Below are 18346 nucleotides of genomic sequence, written 5' to 3' on the forward strand. Positions count from 1 at the left end.
CCGTCCCGGCCCGCCGGGTACAGCCGGGCGCTGGGTCTGGGCTGTGACCAGCTACAGGCGGCGACGGCGTCAGGTGGTGGTCCAGGGGAGCTCGGTCGCGGGCTGGTAGCGGCACGTGGATCCGGTCGAAACCGAGGCGCGTAGGTGGGCGGCGAGCTCGGGGTGGCGGTCGTCGAGCTGGCGGAGGGTGTTGCGGATGCGGTTGGTGACCGCCTTGCGGGCGCGTTCGGCCTCGTCGCCCAGCCTGCGCGGCCGTCCGCCCAGCCCGGTGGCGGTGCGCAGCTCGTCCAGCAGCGCCTGCCGCTCCGCATCGAACTCGGCCGCGCGGCGGTCGTCGCCCGCCTCCGCGGCCCGGTCGATCTCCTCGTCCAGCAGCTCCAGCCGCCTCCGGTAACGGGTCTTGGCCTCTTCGTCCAGCACGTCGTCACCGCCCATGCTCCTGGCGGCCACCGCCACCTCGCCGCCCGCCGGGTTGAGCAGCAGGACCGCCGGCACGTCGCTTCCCGGACGGCTGAGCAGGAGGCGCAGGTCGGCCAGGCCCTTGGAATCGGGCAGGCGTACGGTCCTTCCGGCGAAGGCCAGGGTCCAGACCTCGCCGTCGAAGCGGAACGCGTTGCCTCCGGACCGGGGGAGGCGTACGAGCATGCCGAGGTCCGCGGCGTCCCGCTCGACCTGCTCGGTCAGAGCCGAGACGTCGTCGCCGCGCGCCTGGAGTGCCTCCGCCAGGCGGGCGCGGGACTCGATCGACCAGGGACGGGCACCCAGCGCGTCGGCGGATCGGTAGGCCGTGGTGAAGCCCTCGATCGCGTCGTCCCACCGTTCTTGGGCCGCGTCCAGTACGGCCGTCCAATGCGTGTAAGGGCCCTCGACGGCGACGGTGGCCGTCACGCCCCACTGGCCGGCGTACGGTGCGAGGGCGGCGCGGGCGCGCTCGCAGAGCACGGGATCCTTGGACAGAGCGGCGGCCTGCGCCTGGAACCTCAGCCACAGCGGCGCCATCCAGCGCAGATACGGCTCGTCCGTGGCCATGATCTCCGCCAGGTGCCGCATGGCCGCCTCGCCGCTGCCGCCCCGCTGCACCGCGGTCACGGCGTTGTAGAGCGGGAAGTGGCGGCTGCCCGCCTGCTCCATCTCCGCGAGCACGGCATCGGCCTCGTCGAATCGGCCCCTCAGCAGGGCGGCGGACCAGCGTTGCATCCAGCGCAGGTCGTGCCTGCCGATGCCGGGCTGCTCGCCGAGCTCGCAGGCGGCGTCGATGTGCGCCACCGCCTCGTCGAATCGGCCGGTGAACGTGGCGAACATGGCCTTGAGCACCGCGGCCTCGTGCTGGAACAGCGTCAGCCCCGACCCTTCCACGTCGGCCACGAACGTGCGCTGCTCGATGACGCAGCGGGGATCGCCCAGCTCCAGCAGCGCTCCTACGCGCCATGATCGTGCGGTGAGCTCGAATTGCGGCTCCCGCGTGCGCTGTGCCACGGCGGTCAGCTCCTCCGTGATGGCCAGCCGCTCTGCCGTGGTGCCCGGCCCCCAGATGGCGCCCAATCTTGCCAGCAGACTGAAGCCGAGCGTCTCGTCATCCGCGCCGCGCCTCGCCCGCTCCGTCGCGACGGCGCTCAACTCCTGCGCCACCTCATCGAGCCGATGGGTGTTGCCCGGCCGGATCCTCTCGATCTCCGCTCGCATCCGGTTGTCGTCCGGTGCCGGTGTCCTCCGCATCACCGGGGCCGGCCGCCGATGATCCGCTCGGGAGCCGTCATCCTCGGTTGGGCCCTGGCGTAGCAGGCGGCGGTGGGCTTCGTGGACGAACTCGGTCCAGCGGCCGCCCCCTGAGTAGCAGAGCTCGTGCAGCTTGAGAGCGGTGAGCGCCAGCAGGTCAGGGTCGTCGAGCCGGCGGGTGATCGCGATGGCCGCGTCGAGCGTGCGCGTGCTCGCGGCGGCGTCGCCCGTGCGGTGTTGCGCCACGCCGAGGTCGAGCCCGATGGCGGCTCGTCTGCGGGGCTCGGACTCAGGTGTACGTTCCAGCGCCCGCCGGTAGTGCCCGACGGCCTCCTCATCCGCCAGCCGGGCCTCGGCGTCCCTGGCCGCGGCGAGGAGGATGGCGGGCGTGCCGGGCACGTCGGCGAGGTAGGCGTGATGGGCGCGTGTCGCGGGAAGCGCGGCCTCCAGGGCATGCAGCGCCGCCGCGTGGCAGGCTCGGACCGCGCTCTCGTCGAGCTCGGCGTAGAGCGTCTCACGCACCAGGTCGTGCACGAAGGCATAGCGTCCCCTGCCCCGTGAGGCGACCAGTTTGGCCGAGATGGCCTGGTCGAGCGCGCTGCTCACCAGGTCCGCGACGCCGGAGGCGGTCATCGTCGGCGCGCCCGGCATGCTGGGATCGGGCGTGGGCGGCTCGTCCTGGACTTCCGCAGGGCCCATCACCGGCTCGTCCGAAGCGGGCGGCGGCTCGCTCAGCGGGTCGATCCATGATGCGTGAGGGCCGGTAGATGGCGGATCGCTCAGGGAGTCGGTCCGTGGTGCGTGAGGGCCGGCGGGTGGCGGGTCGCTCAGCGGATCGGTTCGTGGTGCGTGAGGGCCGGCGGGTGGCAGGTCACTGAGAGGGCCGGCGGGTGGCAGCATCGGCGGCGTGCCGAAGTCAGCGCTCGCGAGCGGCGCGAGACTGCGGAACGCCGAAGTCAGCGCCGCCTCCGTGAACTCCCGCCCGAGCACGGCCGCCATGCGCAGCACGCCGAGAACCGCGGTGGACAGGCGGGACAGCCGCCGGCGGATCGCCGCCCCGACCCCCGGCGGGATGGTGGCGAGCGGGCTGCCGCCCTGCCACAGCCGGGCGGTCTGCTCGACGAAGAACGGGTTGCCGCCGGTCCGCCGATGGATCTCGGTCACCAGCTCCTCTCCCGGCGGCACCCCCGTCGTACGGGCGACGAGCCGGCCGACCCCCTCCCGGTCGAGGCCGTCGAGCGCCAGCGTGACCGCCTTGGCCTCCAGGGCGAGACTGAGCGGGCCGTCGACCTCGGCGTCACGATAGGTGCCGATCACCAGCAGCCGCTCGAACCAGGCATGCCGCACCACGAACTCCAGCAGCCTCAGCGACGCGGCATCGGCCCAATGGAGGTCTTCGAGCACGACCACCACGGGCCGCGTACGGGACGATTCGACCAGCAGCGCCGTCACCGCGTCGTAGAGCTGGAACGCCTCCCCGCCGGGCCCCGCGAGGCTCTGCGGCGTCGCGCCGGGCGCGAGCCGGCGGACGACCTGCACCCACGGCCAGTAGCCGGGCGCCCCCTCGCCCTCCCAGCAGGCCCCGCCGAGCACCCGGGCCCCGCCGCGGACGGCCTCCTCCGCGGCGCTCGCCACCAGCGTGCTCTTGCCGATCCCCGCCTCACCGCTGACGAGGACCAGCGAGCCATGGCTGACCAGCGCACGCTCGACCTCGCCCCGCAGCACGGCCGCGGGCCGGTCTCGTCCGATGAGCCTGGCCATGCGGGAACAGTACGGGGTCCGACCGACAATCTGCGGTCCAGCCGCGAGGGGCGTACCGGGGATGAAAGTTTCAGCGCGAACGCGCAGGTCGGTGATCCGAGCGGCATGTGACATTTGACTGCCCGTCCTGACCGTGCGATCAAGTCTCGGCACGGACAGCATCGCCTCACGAACGAGGACCCCAAAATGTTAGCGCTACCAAAACAGCTGAAACGCCTGGTCATCCTGCTACCCACGCTGCTTCTCTGCTCGGTGCTCTTTCCCGCCCAGAACGCCCTGGCCGACACGAACGTGGCCGCGAGCGCCACCACGTCGGCCTCGTACACCTCGCCCTGGGAGAGCCTCGCGGCGATCAACGACGGCATCACCCCGCCCTCCTCGAACGACACCGTCAACCGCCGCTGGGGCACCTGGCCCAACACCGGAGCCCAATGGGCCGAGCTGACCTGGGCCGCGACCCAGGCGCTCAAGTCGGCCGAGGTGTACTTCTTCGACGACGGGGGCGGCGTCCGCGTACCCGCGTCCTGGAAGCTGCAGAGCTGGACCGGCAGCGCCTACACCGACATCCCGGGCACCTACCCGACGGCACTGAACGGCTTCAACAGAGTCACGTTCGCCGCGGCGGTGAGCACCACGCGGCTGCGGGTCGTGCTGCAGAGCGGCCAGGGCTCGGTCGGGCTGCTGGAGGTGAGGGCGTTCATCGCCGATCCCCCCGGCGGCTCGGGCTGGAGCCCGCCCGCCAACCTCGTCACCCCGCTGAACGAGGTCTGGCAGCACGTCGAGAGCACCTACCCCAACCTGTACGGGTTCCGCAACTACGGCTGGGACCAGATCATGGCCAACGGCGGCTCGATCAACTACTGCGTCCGCTGGGACACCACCGCCACCGTGACGGCGGCACAACGCGACCAGATCCACGCCACGCTGGCCCGCCAGTTCAAGAAGTGGATGGATCTCATGGCCGGTCACAACGGCTGGCCGTACGCGAGCGTGCCGGTCAAGGTGGTCGGATGGGCGGTACGCGACCGGGCGCAGCTCCAATGGAGTGACAGCTCCGTCGACATCTACGTCGGCAACATCCGGGAGAACGCGCCGCAGTGCAGCGAGCCGTGCGGCCGCTTCTTCAACCAGAGCGGCAACTACCCGAACTGCCCGGGCGGCGCCTCCCACCACTACGACATGTCGCTGTGGCTGACCGCGGGCTTCGGCGGCGGCGCGGGCGGCGACTGGGGGCAGCGCATCGGCAGCGAGTACTACATGTCGAACCTCAACACCGACAACGTCCACATCCTGTTGCACGAGATGGGCCACTCGTTCGGACTGGACGACTTCTACGACTGGACTCCGACGGGAGTGTGCTGCTTCCTGATGAAGGCGGGCAGCGCGTCGTCGATCACGGACTTCGACGCGTGGATGTTCCGCGACTGGTGGCGTCATCTGAAGAGCCGCTACGGCCTCTGAGCAGGAACGGCGGCCGCCCCGGCCGGACCCGGGCCGGGGCGGCCCGCGCCGAACCCAAGACCGAAGCCGAACCCAAGACCGAAGCCGAGCCCAAGACGGAACCCGATCCACAGCCGGCACCGGACACCCGGACGCCCCGACCGGCCGGGCCCCCCTGGACCGGCCGGGCCGCGAGGGTGGCGGCTTGCGGGGTCAGGCCGGTTTGCGCAGCTCGAACGTGTCGAACACGAGCCGGTCCGTGACGATCTTCCCGTCCCGGATCACGAGATGGTCCGCGGCCCGCAACGTGCCGAAGGACCCGGTCACCATGTCGTACATGATCATGGCTTCCGTCCCTTCGCCCAGCACCGCGATGATCTTCACGGCGGCGACCAGCTGGGAGAACTGCCCGACCGCCTCCAGCACGGCCGCGGCGCCCTCGATCGTGCCGCGCGGGCTCTCGAAAACGATGTCCTCGGCGACATATCCCGACATAGCGGCCATGTCATGACGAGCGAACGCCTCGATGAACGCCACCGCGATCTCCGCCGAGCTCCTCGACGCTTCCATGATGGGTCTCCCTAGAGTGAACGAGCCTTCTTCAGACATGCAGACCCGCTGACCGGCCAAAACTCATCGCGAGAGGATCCGGCGATGATTTTCCGTGCACCATCGGGTCAGCACACACTGACGCGACCAGGAGGACCCGTGACATTAGAAGATCAGGCCAAGCACCTCATCGACACCACCCGATATATGGCCCTGGGCACCGCCGACCCGGACGGGAGGCCGCGCGTGTCACCCGTCTACTACGCCCCCGACGGATACAGCACGCTGTACTGGATCTCCTCCCTGGAGGCCCGGCACTCCCGCAACATCGCCGAGCGCCCGGAGATCAGCATGGTGATCTACGACTCGGCCGCGCCCATCGGCGCCGGCCGCGCCGTCTACCTGCTCGCCACCGCGGAACGACTGCCGGACGACGAGTACGACCGGTACGCGGCCATGGCCTGCCGCGCCAGGTTCCCCGAGCAGCAGGATTTCCCCCTGGATCGGCTCCGCCCACCCGAGCCGCTGCGCCTCTACCGGGCCCACGTCACCGAACACTCCGTGCACATCAGGGGCAGCGACCCGGTCCACGGCAAGGGGATCGACTCCCGGCTCGTCGTGCCCTTGACCTGACCGGCGACCTGACCGGCGACCCGACCCGCGACCTGACCCGTGATCTGACGCTGCCGGGCACGGCGACCCGCCGGAACGCGAGCAGGCGCGGGACGAGTATGCGAAGGCCCGTCACCGCCTAGTGCCGGCGGCGGTTGGCGAGCCGGACGGCGGTGTACACCACCACGCCCACGAGCAGCAGGAAGACGATCGGAATCAGGATGATTTCCACGATGCCAAGACCCATGGCCTGAAGGTATTCCGCGGAAATTGACGTCCGCTTGTAGATCGCTTACAGGCGCGCACCCACACAAGCGGGCGCGCGCCCATGAGCGAAGAGCCGTATCAGGTGTAGGCCTTCACCTCCAGCAGCCCGACCGAGCCGGCCCCGCTCTGCAGCTGCACCCGCAGCCGGGTCGTGCTCACCGGGTTGAAGGTGACCTTGTTGTAGGCGTTGGCCGCGGTCGGGTAGGTGCCCGGGAGGTCGGCGTACGCGCTGCCGGTCCAGTACTGGAGTTTCCAGGAGGAGGGCAGGCGCACGCCGCCGTTGTCATCGAAGAAGTACACGTCGGCGGCCTTGAGCGTCTGGGCGGACGGCCAGGTGAGCTCGGCCCACTGGGCGCCGGTGTTCGGCCAGGTGCCCCAGCGGCGGTTGACGGTGTCGTTCGAGGAGGGCGGGTCGATGCCGTCGTTGATCGCCGCGACGCTCTCCCACGCCGAGGTGTACGACGCTGACGGGGTCGCGCTGCCGGCCACGTTCACGCTGGTCCCGCCGCCGGTGCCGACCGTGAGCTGGAACGTCCTGGTCACCGGCGTGCTGAGCCTGTCGTAGTCCCGCAGCTGGACGGTGAAGGAGGACGTGCCCGCCGTGGCCGGGGTTCCGGTGATCGCGCCGGTGAACCGGTCGAGGCTGAGCCCGGCGGGCAGGGAGCCGCCGGTGACCTGCCAGTCGTAGAACGGGACGCCGCCCTTGGCCGCCAGCGTCTGCTGGTAGGCGGTCCCCGGCGTGGCCGCGGGCAGGGAGGTGGTGACGATGGACGGCGGCAGGAACGGGGTGAGGTTGCGGTTGAGCTTCCAGCCCGCGTTCTCGGCCACCAGCAGGGCCAGCTTGGTCAGCATCCACCTGCGGGTCGGGAACAGGTGGGTCCAGCCGCCGCTCTGGCCGCTGATCCGGTCCCAGTAACGCTGCTCGCCCGGGATGTGGTAGCTGCTGTCAAGGGGAACGGCATAGCCCTGGTACGCGGTGACGTCCGGGTCGTTGCCGCCGCCCGACACGTAGGAGCGCATCCCGGCCCAGTCGCTGTGGAAGGCGACGGCGTGGCCGTATTCGTGCATGACCAGGCCGTGGACGTCGAGGACCGAGCCGGCGATCTCCGTCTTGTACCAGTCCTCGTCGGCCAGCGAGGTGAAGAGCTGTTTGCCGGCCTCGTCGTACTCGAAGATCATCGCGGTGGAGCGGTGCAGGGGGCCCGCGAGCTGCTGGCCGTTCCGCGTGCTGTAGCGGCCGTTGGCGGCCGGGTAACCGGTCGAGTACGGGGTCTGGATGCCCCTGAAGAACACGTACATGCCGGTGTAGGCGGCGTTGTTGGTGACCGTGATCGTGTTCTGCCAGTCGTTGCCGGGCAGGTGGTTGGTCTCCGCACCGGCCGCGACCGAGTCGAAGGCGGGCATGTCGAAGAACCTGAACCAGTCCTTGACGGCCTCCTCCGCGGCGGTCCTGAACGCCGGTGCGGAGAAGTAGCCGGTGATCGTGTCGAAGCGGTAGTCGAAGGCGACCGGCAGGCTCGGCTGGAGCGCGGTCTTCTCGTCCTGCTGCACCTTGATCGGCAGGGACTGCTGGTACGTGGTCCCGCCCGCGTCCCTGATCGACAGTCTCAGCGTGTAACTTTCATCCTCCCCCGGGCCCCGCTTGGAGTGGATCGCCAGCCGGAAGAGCTTCTGCTCGGCGGCCGTGGCGAACGTCAGCGTCTTGGTCGCGCCCGTGGCGGTGAGCTGGCTGGGCAGGTCCATCATGAGCCTGGACGTGCCCTCCGCCTTGAGGTCGACGGTGACGGGATAGCGCACCTCGGGCGGGGGTTTGACGGTCAGCTCGACGTAGGGGTTGGCGAGGTAGCCCTGCCAGTCCACCAGCTTGACGCCGTAGTCGTTGATGATCCGGCCGAACATGTCCACGACCTGCGCGACCGGTGCGGCGGCGTGCGCGGCCTGCGGCACGCCGGCGACTAAGGAGCTGAATAAGAAGGTGAGTAATGCTGCCGCGACGGTCAGTCGCCTGGCGCCCCTGGCGGCCCTCGGGGCGGGGCGGCGTCCTTGGTCCATCCGGACTCCTCTGAGGATGGGAATAGCTTTTCCCACGCGCACAGTAAGGTGTTACACAGCACTGGTCAACCCTGTGCAGCGCCCGCCGGGGTCCTCGAAACGGCCCTGCCTCAGCCCCCGCGAACCGCCCGTCGCGTCGACTCGCGCAGGACCAGCCCGGCCGGCACGATCGTCACCCCGCCACCCAGGGTCCCCCCGCCAAATGAGCCGTCCAGCGAGCCGCTCAACAAGCCGTCGCCGGTGCCCGAGATCGCGGCCAGCAGGTGCCGTGCGGCCAGCCGCCCGATCTCTCCCAGGTTCATGTCCACCGTGGTCAGCGGCGGCCGGCAGCCAAGTGCCATCGGCTCCCAGTTGTCGAACCCGACCAGCGCCACGTCCTCCGGCACCCGCCGCCCCCGCTCCCGCAGCGTCTCCGCGACGCCGCGCGCGATCTGGTCGCTGCCGCAGAAGACCGCGTCCACGTCGGGCGCCGCGTGCAGCAGGACGTCGGCGCCCTGCCGCCCCCACTCCTCGCTCCACTGCCCGAACAGCACCTCGCCCGCGGGCTCCAGCCCGGCCGCCGCCAGCGCGGTGCTCAGCCCGTGGGCCCGCCTGCGCGCGGCCTGGAACCGGTGCGGGCCCGTGACGTGCCCGATCCGGGTGCGGCCGGTCGCCAGCAGGTGCCGGGCGGCCAGCGCGCCGCCGCCCTCGTCGTCGGGGATGATGGAGACGTCCGACTCGTCGGTGGACTGCGTCATGGCGTACACGACGGGCACGGGCAGGTCGCGGCCGATGCCGGGGCGCGGCTCCGTGCGCCGCCCGGTGACGATGATGCCCTCGACGCGCCTGGCCAGCAGGCGCTCGACGTAGTGGCGTTCCCTGATCGGGTCGTCGCGCGTGTCGCACATGAACACCGAGATCTGCCCGGCGCCGAGCGCGTCCTCCGCGCCCAGCATCACCGGGATGCTGAAGCGGCCGAAGCTGTCGCCCGTGACCAGGCCCACTGTGTACGTGCGCCCGGCCAGCAGGCCCTGGGCCAGCGGATTGGGCCGGAACCCGAGCCGCTCGGCGGCGGCGAGCACCCGGTCGCGGGTCTCGGCCCGCATCCGCCCGCGGCCGTTGAGCGCCTTGGACGCGGTGCCGATCGACACCTCGGCGGCCGCCGCGACGTCCCTGATCGTGACCGCTTTCGCGATCCCTCCGGAAGGGCTGGCCAACCGTTTCCCCTTTCGCGGTCACACCCTAGCGCGCACAATCGCCCTATTGACCAGTGATGTATCACACCTTACTCTCCGGGTGAGAAAACCTATTCCCATGTTTTCTCACCAAGGAGGATTTCGATGGAACAGATCCTTGGTCCCGCCGTTCCGTCCACCCGGGCGGTGTTGCGGCCGATCGGCATTCACGACGTGGTCATCACCGGCGGCCCGTTCGCCCGATGGCAGCGGATCAATCATGAGGCGAGCATCCCCCTGGGGCTGGAGCAGATGGAACGCTCGGGCGCGCTGCCGAACCTCCGGCGCGCCGCGGGCGAGGGCGAAGGCCCCTTCCAGGGCTATCGGTTCCAGGATTCCGATCTCTACAAACAACTCGAAGCCATCGCCTGGGAGCACGCCCGCGCACCCCAGGCCCGTTACGCGGAGTTCACCGGCCGGGCGGCGGCCGTCCTGGAGCGGGCGCAACGGCCCGACGGCTATCTCAACTCCCACTACCAGGTGGTCAAGCCGGACAAGATCTACACCGAGCTCGAGTACAGCCACGAGATGTACTGCGCGGGCCACCTGTTCCAGGCGGCGGTGGCGGCCGCCAGGGCGGGTATCGGCGCCGAGCTGCTCCCGGTCGCCAGGCGCTTCGCCGACCACCTCGTGGAGGTGTTCCTGACCGGCGGGAACGACGGCATCGACGGCCACGCGGAGGTCGAGACCGCGCTGGTCGAGCTGTACCGGCTGACCGGCGAGCGCTCCTACCTGGAGCTGGCCGGCAAGCTGATCGACAACCGGGGCAAGGGCCTGATCGCCGCGACCGGCATGGGCGACCTGTACGCCCAGGACCACCTCCCGGTACGCGACGCGGACACCCCGGTCGGGCACGCCGTACGCCAGCTCTACCTGGAGTCCGGCATCGTGGACGTCTACCTGGAGACGGGCGACGAGTCGCTGCTGGAGTGCTCGGTGCGCCGGTGGGAGGACCTGGTCGAGGCCAAGACCTACCTCACCGGCGGCCACGGCTCGCGCCACGACGGAGAGGCGTTCGGCGAGCGCTACGAGCTGCCGCCCGACCGCGCCTACAGCGAGAGCTGCGCCGCCATCGCGAGCGTGCACTGGAACTGGCGGCTGCTGCTGGCCACCGGCCACGGCCGGTACGCGGACCTGATCGAGCGCACCCTGCACAACGCCTTCGCCGCCTCCACCTCGGCCGACGGCCTGCGCTTCTTCTACGTCAACCCGCTCCAGCGGCGCGACGACCTGGTCGAGGACGCCTATCTCGGGCGGCGCAGGGAGTGGTTCGCCTGCGCCTGCTGCCCGCCGAACATCATGCGGCTGGTGGCCTCCCTCGGCGGGTACGTCGCCACCGCGACGGACACGGGCCTCCAGCTCCACCAGTACGTCCCCGGCGCCATCAGCGCGGGCGGGGCGCGGTTGCGGATCGACACCGACTACCCGTGGGACGGGCTGATCCGCGTCACCGTGGAGGAGGCGCCGCAGGGCGAATGGGAGCTCGCCCTGCGCGTCCCCGCCTGGAGCGAGTCCACGTTCGCCGCACTGTCGTGGACCGGGGACGACCACGCGATCGGCGCCGCCGAAGACGGATATTTCCGCATCCGTCGTCACTGGCAGCAGGGCGAGACGATCGAGCTGCGGCTCGACCTGACCCCGAGGATCACCTACCCCCACCGCAGGATCGACGCCGTGAGAGGCTGCGCGGCGGTCGAGCGCGGCCCGCTCGTCTACTGCTTCGAGCAGTCCGGCCAGCCCGAGGGCGTCGAGGTGGACGATCTCACCCTGAGCCCCGGGTCCCCGCTGCGCGTGCGCGCCGTGGACGACCTCGAAGGCGTCGGCCGCACAGTGCTGATCGAGACCGACGCCGCCGCCGTGGAGCAGCCGCGCGGCGGCCTGCCGTACACCAGCAAGCCCTTGGCGACCAGCACCCGCGTGACCGCGACGGCCATCCCGTACTTCCAGTGGGACAACCGTGACGGTGGCGCGATGCGGGTCTGGATCCCCCTCGCGTAAGGAAACCCCCCGATGAGAAGACGCGATCTGTTGAAGCTGGGCGGGCTCGCCGCCCTCGGCGCCACGGCGGCGGCGTGCGGCGGCGACTCCGGCTCACCCGGCGACGTGCGGCTGCAGTTCATGTACTGGGGCTCGACCTTCGAGAAGAAGGCCATCGAGACCATGCTCGCGCAGTACGCCAAACAGCACGCCGGCGTGCAGGTCAAGCCCCTTTACACACCCGACGAGTACGACGTGAAGCTCAACACGCTCGTCGCCGGCAACCGGCTGCCCGACGTCGGCTACGTGCCGATGGCCATGTCGTTCCGGCTCGGCGAGCAGGGCAAGCTGGTCAATCTCTTCCCGTACCTGAAGAAGTATCCCCAGCTCGCCGGCTACCTGCCGGACGCGTACCTGTGGAGCGGGCAGGACAACCTGCACGGCGTCGCGACCGCGAACGAGGCGATGATGCTGTGGTTCAGCAAGTCCGCCGTCGCCGCCGCCGGGGTGGCCCCGCCCGCCGACGCCGCCTCCGCGTGGACGTGGGACCAGCTCATCGAGAACGCCACCAAGCTGACCGTCGACCAGAACGGCAAGCGCCCGGACGAATCGGGCTTCGACCCCAATCAGGTCAGGCAGTTCGGCATCTCCAGCAGCATCACCTACGGCGCCGCCTGGTACGGGTTCCTGCGCAGCAACGGCGGCGACTTCGCCGACAAGGACGGCAAGAAGTGCCTGCTCGACACGCCCGAGGCGATCGAGGTCTTCCAGAACCTGCAGGACCTCATCTACAAGCACCGCGTCGCGCCCGGCCCCGGCCAGCTCGCCGCCACGGGTGACGAGGTGCCCGGCACCAACATCCTGCTCAAGACCAAGCGGGTGGCGATGGTGGTGGACGGCCACTGGAGCCTGCTCGACATGAACGAGAGCAAGGTCGACTACGGCATCGGCGTGCTGCCCAAGTACGCGGAGCCGTTCACCGCGACGCAGGTGGCGGGCGCGTCGGCGGTGTTCGCGGGCGGCAAGCACGAGCAGGAGGCGGTGGAGCTGTTCGCCTTCCACAACGACCCGCGCTACGTCGACCTGTACGCCAAGGGCCTGTGGATGCCGCAGGAGAAGAAGTACTACGAGGACCAGGCCGCCGTCGACTCCTGGACCAAGAACGAGCAGCACCCGCAGGAGTTCAGGACCGCGGTCGTGGACTACACCCGCGAGCACGGCGTCCCCGACTTCCGCAACCGCGTCAAGAACCTGTCGGCCATCTCCAGCGACGTGCTGACGCCGGCCCTGCAGGAGATCGAGACCGGCAAGCGGCCCGCGGGCGAGATCCTCAAGGCGGTGGCACCCAAGATCTCCGGCCTGCTCCAGGGCTGGCACCACACCCAGGCCCTCTGATGCGCCGACTCGAAACGCGCTGGGGCATCCTGATGGCGCTGCCGGCCATCCTCGGGTTCCTCATCTTCACGGCCGGGCCCATGGTGGCCTCGGCCTTCTTCAGCATGACCGACTGGACGATCGGCGCCAGCCCGTCCTTCGTCGGGCTGGACAACTACACCGCCATGGCCGGCGACGGGCTGTTCTGGAAGTCGCTGAGCACCACCACCTACTACACGCTCGGCGCGGTCCCGCTGGTGCTGATCGTCAGCTTCGCCGTGGCCATGCTGCTCAACCAGAAGGTCAGAGGGCTGGCGCTGTGGCGGACGATCTTCTACCTGCCGACGCTGGTCCCCGCGATCGCGAACGTCGTGCTCTGGATCTGGATCTTCAACCCGGACTTCGGGCTGCTCAACGCGCTCCTGCGGCAGGGCGGCCTGCCGAGCTCCCAGTGGATCTACGCCGAGTCGACCGCCGTGCCCTCCCTGATCATCATGAGCACCTGGGGCTTCGGCAACACCATGGTGATCTTCCTGGCCGGGCTGCAGGGCGTGCCGAGGCACCTGTACGAGGCCGTGTCGATCGACGGCGGCGGCCCCTGGCGGCGTTTCTGGCACGTCACGCTGCCGATGATGACGCCGACCATCTTCTACAACCTGGTGGTCGGCGTGGTCGGCACCTTCCAGGTGTTCAACCAGGCGTACGTGATGACCGAGGGCGGACCCAACAACGCCACGCTCTTCTACGTCTACTACCTGTTCCGCAAGGCGTTCACCGAGAGCGAGATGGGCTACGCCAGCGCGCTCGCCTGGACCCTCTTCATGATCATCATGGTGGTGACGTTCCTGCTGTTCAGGAACGCCCGCCGCTGGGTCTACTACGAGATGGCAGGTGCCCGATGACCGCCGTGGCGGCCCCGGACCGGACGCGCGCCAAAGGCGTGGCCCCCGCCCAAGGGCTGCGCAGGCCCCGCAGGTACGGCCGGATCCTGCTCTACGTCGCCCTGGTCGCCGGATCGATCCCGACCCTGCTGCCGTTCGTCTGGCTCGTCCGCAGTGCGCTCATGCAGGACGGCCAGATGTTCGCCTCGCCGCCGCAGTGGATCCCCGACCCGTTCCAGTGGTCGAACTTCGGCGAGGCGCTGACCACCCAGCCCTTCGCCCGCTACTTCCTCAACACGCTGATCATCGCCGTCGTCAGCGTCCTCGGCACGGTCCTGACCTGCTCGGTGGCGGCGTTCAGCTTCTCCAGGCTGCGCTGGCGCGGGCGCGACATCGTCTTCGCCCTGCTGCTGAGCGCCGTGATGCTGCCCTACGCGGTGACGCTCATCCCGACGTTCGTGATGTGGCAGGAGCTCGGCGCGCTCGACACGATCGCGCCGCTCACCGTGCCGAGCTGGTTCGCCGGGGCGGGCGGGGGAGTGTTCAACGTCTTCCTGCTCAGGCAGTTCTTCCTGACGATCCCGTTCGAGCTGGACGAGGCCGCCTACATCGACGGCGCCTCGCCGTGGCGTGTGTTCTGGACGATCGTCATGCCGCTGTCGAAGCCCGCGATCATCGTGGTGACCATCTTCACCTTCATCGGCACCTGGAACGACTTCCTCGGACCGCTGCTCTACCTGCAGAACGAGGAGAACTACACGCTGTCGCTGGGGCTGGCCTCGTTCCAGAGCATGTACCTCACCCAGTGGGGCTACCTCATGGCCGCGTCGGCGGCGGTGATCGCGCCGATCATCGCCCTGTTCTTCTTCCTGCAGCGCTACTTCATCGAAGGCGTCACGCTCACCGGCATCAAGAACTGACTGGAGTCCCATGTGAGCAGGAAAACCGCCGTCATCGCCCTGACCGGGCTGGCGCTCGTTCTCGCCGTGCCCTCGCCCGGCGTGGCCGAGCGGCGCGCCGCTCCCCAGTTAGACGTGTTCGACATCTTCTACCGCAACGTCAAGGACTACGGGGTGCAGCTCGTGGACTGGCAGGGCTACCTCGCCAACCCCTACGTCGAGCTGACCGTGCGCGCGCCGAAGACGCCCGGCGTCGCCTACCCGCTGAAGGTCGACCTCAAGGCCGAGGGCACCTCGCGGCTGATGTTCAACCTGCCCAGCGAGCTGACCGCGAACGGCGCCACCAAGACCTTCACCCTGACCGGCCCCGCGGACCGGGAGATCGTCCGCCTGGCGATCCACTCCAAGCAGGGGCCCGGCAAGGACAAGCTGCACAGGTGGAGCATGAGGACCACCGACGCCACCGGAGCCACGAGCCGCCAGAGCCTGCCGATCAGGGTGCAGCAGGACGAGAAGACCAAGCTCGAGCCGGGCGTGCCCATCGACTTCGACTACCGCTACGACGACATCACCGGCTACTTCGCCGACCCCAAGGTCCGCAAGGCCGCCGAGACGGCCGTACGCAACTGGTTCGCCTTCTTCGACCTCAAGCCGTTCGACACGGTCCCGGCCGGCGACGAGGTCAGCCACCTGCCGGGCGACGACTGGCAGAACGAGGTCCAGACCAGCAACGCCAAGCCGTTCAACGGCTTCTACGTCTTCTTCCGCGGCATCCAGACGCCCTACTCCACCGGCTACCCGGCCGGCAACGGCAAGAAGCACACGCAGAATGGGCAGCCCACGCCGTACCACCGCTCGTACTCCATGATCCTCGAGTACGACGAGCAGCTCATGAAGCTGTTCACCTCCCTGGCCGACGAGGACTGGTACAAGTCGGACCTCGGCTCGGTGATCGACGTGCACGGACTGGTCATGCACGAGTTCGGGCACGCCGTGGCCTTCCACGACTGGTGGGAGGGCATGGCGAAGTACAAGGACGGCAAGGGCGCCGACGACCAGGAGGTCATCGGCTACCAGGGCTATCCCGTGCCGCTCGACGGCAGCGCGCACATCCCGGGCGACGAGGCGTACTGGGACCGGCAGAGCGGGCAGAGCGGCGGCTGGCACCACTACTTCCCGACCCGGCGATGGGAGCTGACCAAGCTGTCCCTGCTCATCGCCGAGAACGCGGGCTGGAAGCTCAACCGCACGCTCACGCCCTTCCTCGCGCCGTCCATCGAGACCGCCGCGCTCAAGGGCGCCACCGCCGGCCAGGCGTACTCCGACCAGCTCAACGCCAAGGGCGGCGTGCCGTTCTACGACTGGCAGGTCACCAAGGGCGCCCTGCCCGGCGGGCTGAGCCTGGACAGGTTCACCGGCCGGCTCACCGGCACGCCGGCCACGGCCGGGACCTCGTCCTTCACCGTGCAGCTCAGGGACTACGACAAGCGCGGCACCCCGCTGACGAAGGACTACACCATCACGGTCGGCTGACTACCACTGGATGGGGGTGTGGGCGTTGTCCAGCGGCTCGCCGGCGCCGTCCGGGGGAGCGGCCCACAGGACCGCGTTGGCCAGCACGCGCCGCACGCCGGGATGGTGGTAGACCGGGTACTCCTGGTCGCCCGGGCTGAAGTAGAAGATCCGGCCGAGCCCTCTGCGGTAGCAGCAGCCGCTGCGGAACACCTCGCCGCCGCCGAAGTTGCTGATGAAGACGAGCTCGTCGGGCTCGGGGACGTCGAACGGCTCTCCGTACGTCTCGTGGCGGTCGATGACGAGCGGGCGGGGCACGCCCCTGGCGATGGGATGGCCGGGGGAGACCGTCCAGACCAGCTCCCGCTCGCCCGCGTCCCGCCAGCTGAGGCTGCAGGTGGTGCCCATCAGCGCGCGGAAGACGCGGGAGTAGTGGCCCGAGTGCAGCACCACCAGCCCCATGCCGCCCAGGACGCGGCGCCGCACCCGTTCCACGATCTTGTCGTCCACCTCCTCGTGCGCCATGTGCCCCCACCAGGTCAGCACGTCGGTCTCGGCCAGCACCTGGTCCGTCAGGCCGTGCTCGGGGTCGGCGAGCACGGCGGTGCGCACGCGCACGCGCTCGCCCAGCACCTCGGTCAGGCCCGCCGCGATGGCGCCGTGGATGCCGTCGGGGTAGAGACGGCGTACGTCCTCCTCGCGCGGCTCGTGGTAGTTCTCGCTCCAGACAGTGACGCTGACCGTCATGCGATTCCCCTCGGTCGTTGGTTCACAGACCGATTAGTGCCCACTGCGCGGAGGGTTTGCGCCCGATGCGGGAGCCGGATCGCCTCGGCTCGCTCGTTCTGGTCAGGCGGTTTTGATGAGTTCGTCCCAGTCGATGTGGTGCTCGTAGATCCACTGGCTCGGGTCGTTGCCGGTCTTCGCCATGTGGCGCATCGCCAGGCTCATGATCACGTCGCGCGGCACCCTGGCCACCGGGCTCAGCGCCTTCCAGCCACCGGTACGGTTGCCCTGCTCGACCACCCGCTCCACCCGCTCGCGCCGCAGCCCCTCGTACGTGGCGAACGCGGAGTCGATGCCGGGCCCGTCGCGCAGGCACCTGGCCAGGACGACGGCGTCCTCGATGGCCATCGCCGCGCCCTGCCCGATGGACGGCGCGGTGGCATGGGCCGCGTCGCCGATGACGATCATCTGATCGCGGTGCCAGCGCGGCACGGAGGGCACGTCATAGGTGTTCCAGCCGGCGAAGATCTCGTCGGTCGCCTCGATGATGTCCAGCGCGGGCCCGCGGTCGCGCCTGAACAGCTCGCCCAGCCTGGCCCGCCACTCCGCGGGCGTGATCGCCGCCACCTCGGCGGGGGTGAGCTCGGTGGCCTGCGCCGGGTTCGCCGCCCACCAGACCTCGCCGTCGGGGTGCGCGGTGTAGGCGAAGAAGCAGCGCTTGCCGAACACGGCGTGCATCATGCCGGGCTCGCCCACGGGGACCGCGCGGGCGTAGCCGCCGGTGTTGAGCAGCCCGGAGTAGCGCGCGCCGGGAGCGGCCGGGTCGATGATCTCGCGGGTACGCGAGCGCAGGCCGTCGGCGCCGATCAGCAGGTCCGCCTCGGCCGTGCTGCCGTCCGCGAACCGCGCCCGCACCCCGCCGCCCGTGCGCGCCGCGTCCACGAGCCGCTTGCCGTACGCGATGCGCACGCCCCGGGCGTCGGCCTGCTCACGCAGGAACCGGTACAGGTCAGCGCGTTTGACGGTCCTGCTCACCATGCCTTTTCCGGGGCCCTTCCCGGGGCCCTCTCCTGGGCCATCCGTGGTGCCGTACGGAAGCCTGCCGAGTCGCCGGCCCGAGCCGCTGGTGATCGTGATGCGCGGGGTGTCGAAGCCGATGTCGCCGAGGTCGAGGTCGATGGCCCGTAAGGCGTCGAGGGCGTTCACCGCCAGGGTGAGGAAGGCGCCCACGTTGTCGGCGCTCCTGTCGTACGCCTCGTGGACCACCGCGTCGATCCCCGCCTTGCGCAGGGCGATCGCCACCGTGGTGCCCGCTATGCCGCCGCCCACGACCAGTGCTGTGTATGTCATACACCGAGTGTATGGC

General features: G+C 69.9%; 13 protein-coding genes. 7 read left to right on the top strand and 6 right to left on the bottom strand.

Annotation, left to right across the window (positions count from 1 at the left end; genetic code table 11):
* Window positions 1-69: 69 nt before the first annotated feature.
* Complete coding sequence (locus ABEA43_RS46125; RefSeq protein ID WP_345572420.1) at window positions 70-3477, bottom strand: AAA family ATPase; 3408 nt, start codon at window positions 3475-3477, stop codon at window positions 70-72.
* Between the two features lie 186 nt (window positions 3478-3663).
* Between ABEA43_RS46125 and ABEA43_RS46130 the strand changes: the two genes are divergently transcribed.
* Window positions 3664-4938, top strand: a complete 1275-nt coding sequence (locus tag ABEA43_RS46130) for a hypothetical protein (RefSeq protein WP_345572421.1) — start codon at window positions 3664-3666, stop codon at window positions 4936-4938.
* A gap of 192 nt (window positions 4939-5130) precedes the next feature.
* Here ABEA43_RS46130 and ABEA43_RS46135 read toward each other — a convergent pair whose 3' ends face one another.
* The gene (locus ABEA43_RS46135; protein ID WP_345572422.1) at window positions 5131-5487 is read right to left on the bottom strand and encodes a nuclear transport factor 2 family protein; all 357 of its coding nucleotides are present in this window, start codon (window positions 5485-5487) and stop codon (window positions 5131-5133) included.
* A 138-nt stretch (window positions 5488-5625) separates the two neighbouring features.
* Between ABEA43_RS46135 and ABEA43_RS46140 the strand changes: the two genes are divergently transcribed.
* Window positions 5626-6099, top strand: a complete 474-nt coding sequence (locus ABEA43_RS46140; RefSeq protein ID WP_345572423.1) for a pyridoxamine 5'-phosphate oxidase family protein — start codon at window positions 5626-5628, stop codon at window positions 6097-6099.
* 324 nt (window positions 6100-6423) lie between these two features.
* Here the strand turns inward: ABEA43_RS46140 and ABEA43_RS46145 are convergent, their stop codons facing one another.
* The gene (locus ABEA43_RS46145; protein ID WP_345572424.1) at window positions 6424-8397 is read right to left on the bottom strand and encodes an Ig domain-containing protein; all 1974 of its coding nucleotides are present in this window, start codon (window positions 8395-8397) and stop codon (window positions 6424-6426) included.
* 110 nt (window positions 8398-8507) lie between these two features.
* Entirely contained in the window at window positions 8508-9593 is a 1086-nt protein-coding gene (locus ABEA43_RS46150; RefSeq protein WP_345572425.1) for a LacI family DNA-binding transcriptional regulator, read from the bottom strand.
* 123 nt (window positions 9594-9716) lie between these two features.
* Between ABEA43_RS46150 and ABEA43_RS46155 the strand changes: the two genes are divergently transcribed.
* The 5 genes from ABEA43_RS46155 to ABEA43_RS46175 are packed head-to-tail and all read left to right on the top strand — an operon-like array spanning window position 9717 to window position 16275.
* The gene (locus tag ABEA43_RS46155; protein ID WP_345572426.1) at window positions 9717-11609 is read left to right on the top strand and encodes a glycoside hydrolase family 127 protein; all 1893 of its coding nucleotides are present in this window, start codon (window positions 9717-9719) and stop codon (window positions 11607-11609) included.
* 12 nt (window positions 11610-11621) lie between these two features.
* Window positions 11622-12983: an extracellular solute-binding protein gene (locus ABEA43_RS46160; protein WP_345572427.1), complete on the top strand. Its 1362-nt coding sequence runs from the start codon at window positions 11622-11624 to the stop codon at window positions 12981-12983.
* Window positions 12983-13864, top strand: a complete 882-nt coding sequence (locus tag ABEA43_RS46165) for a carbohydrate ABC transporter permease (RefSeq protein ID WP_345572428.1) — start codon at window positions 12983-12985, stop codon at window positions 13862-13864. Before ABEA43_RS46160 ends, ABEA43_RS46165 begins: the two co-directional genes overlap by 1 nt.
* Window positions 13861-14763, top strand: a complete 903-nt coding sequence (locus ABEA43_RS46170) for a carbohydrate ABC transporter permease (protein WP_345572429.1) — start codon at window positions 13861-13863, stop codon at window positions 14761-14763. The genes ABEA43_RS46165 and ABEA43_RS46170 overlap by 4 nt, the downstream gene beginning before the upstream one ends.
* A gap of 12 nt (window positions 14764-14775) precedes the next feature.
* The gene (locus ABEA43_RS46175; RefSeq protein WP_345572430.1) at window positions 14776-16275 is read left to right on the top strand and encodes an Ig domain-containing protein; all 1500 of its coding nucleotides are present in this window, start codon (window positions 14776-14778) and stop codon (window positions 16273-16275) included.
* Here the strand turns inward: ABEA43_RS46175 and ABEA43_RS46180 are convergent, their stop codons facing one another.
* A complete protein-coding gene (locus ABEA43_RS46180) occupies window positions 16276-17001 on the bottom strand; it encodes a ThuA domain-containing protein (protein WP_345572431.1) in 726 nt (241 codons plus the stop codon).
* Between the two features lie 102 nt (window positions 17002-17103).
* Window positions 17104-18330: an FAD-dependent oxidoreductase gene (locus ABEA43_RS46185; RefSeq protein WP_345572432.1), complete on the bottom strand. Its 1227-nt coding sequence runs from the start codon at window positions 18328-18330 to the stop codon at window positions 17104-17106.
* Window positions 18331-18346: the final 16 nt, after the last annotated feature.

The sequence above is a fragment of the Nonomuraea rosea genome, from assembly GCF_039539705.1.
Taxonomy (GTDB): domain Bacteria; phylum Actinomycetota; class Actinomycetes; order Streptosporangiales; family Streptosporangiaceae; genus Nonomuraea; species Nonomuraea rosea.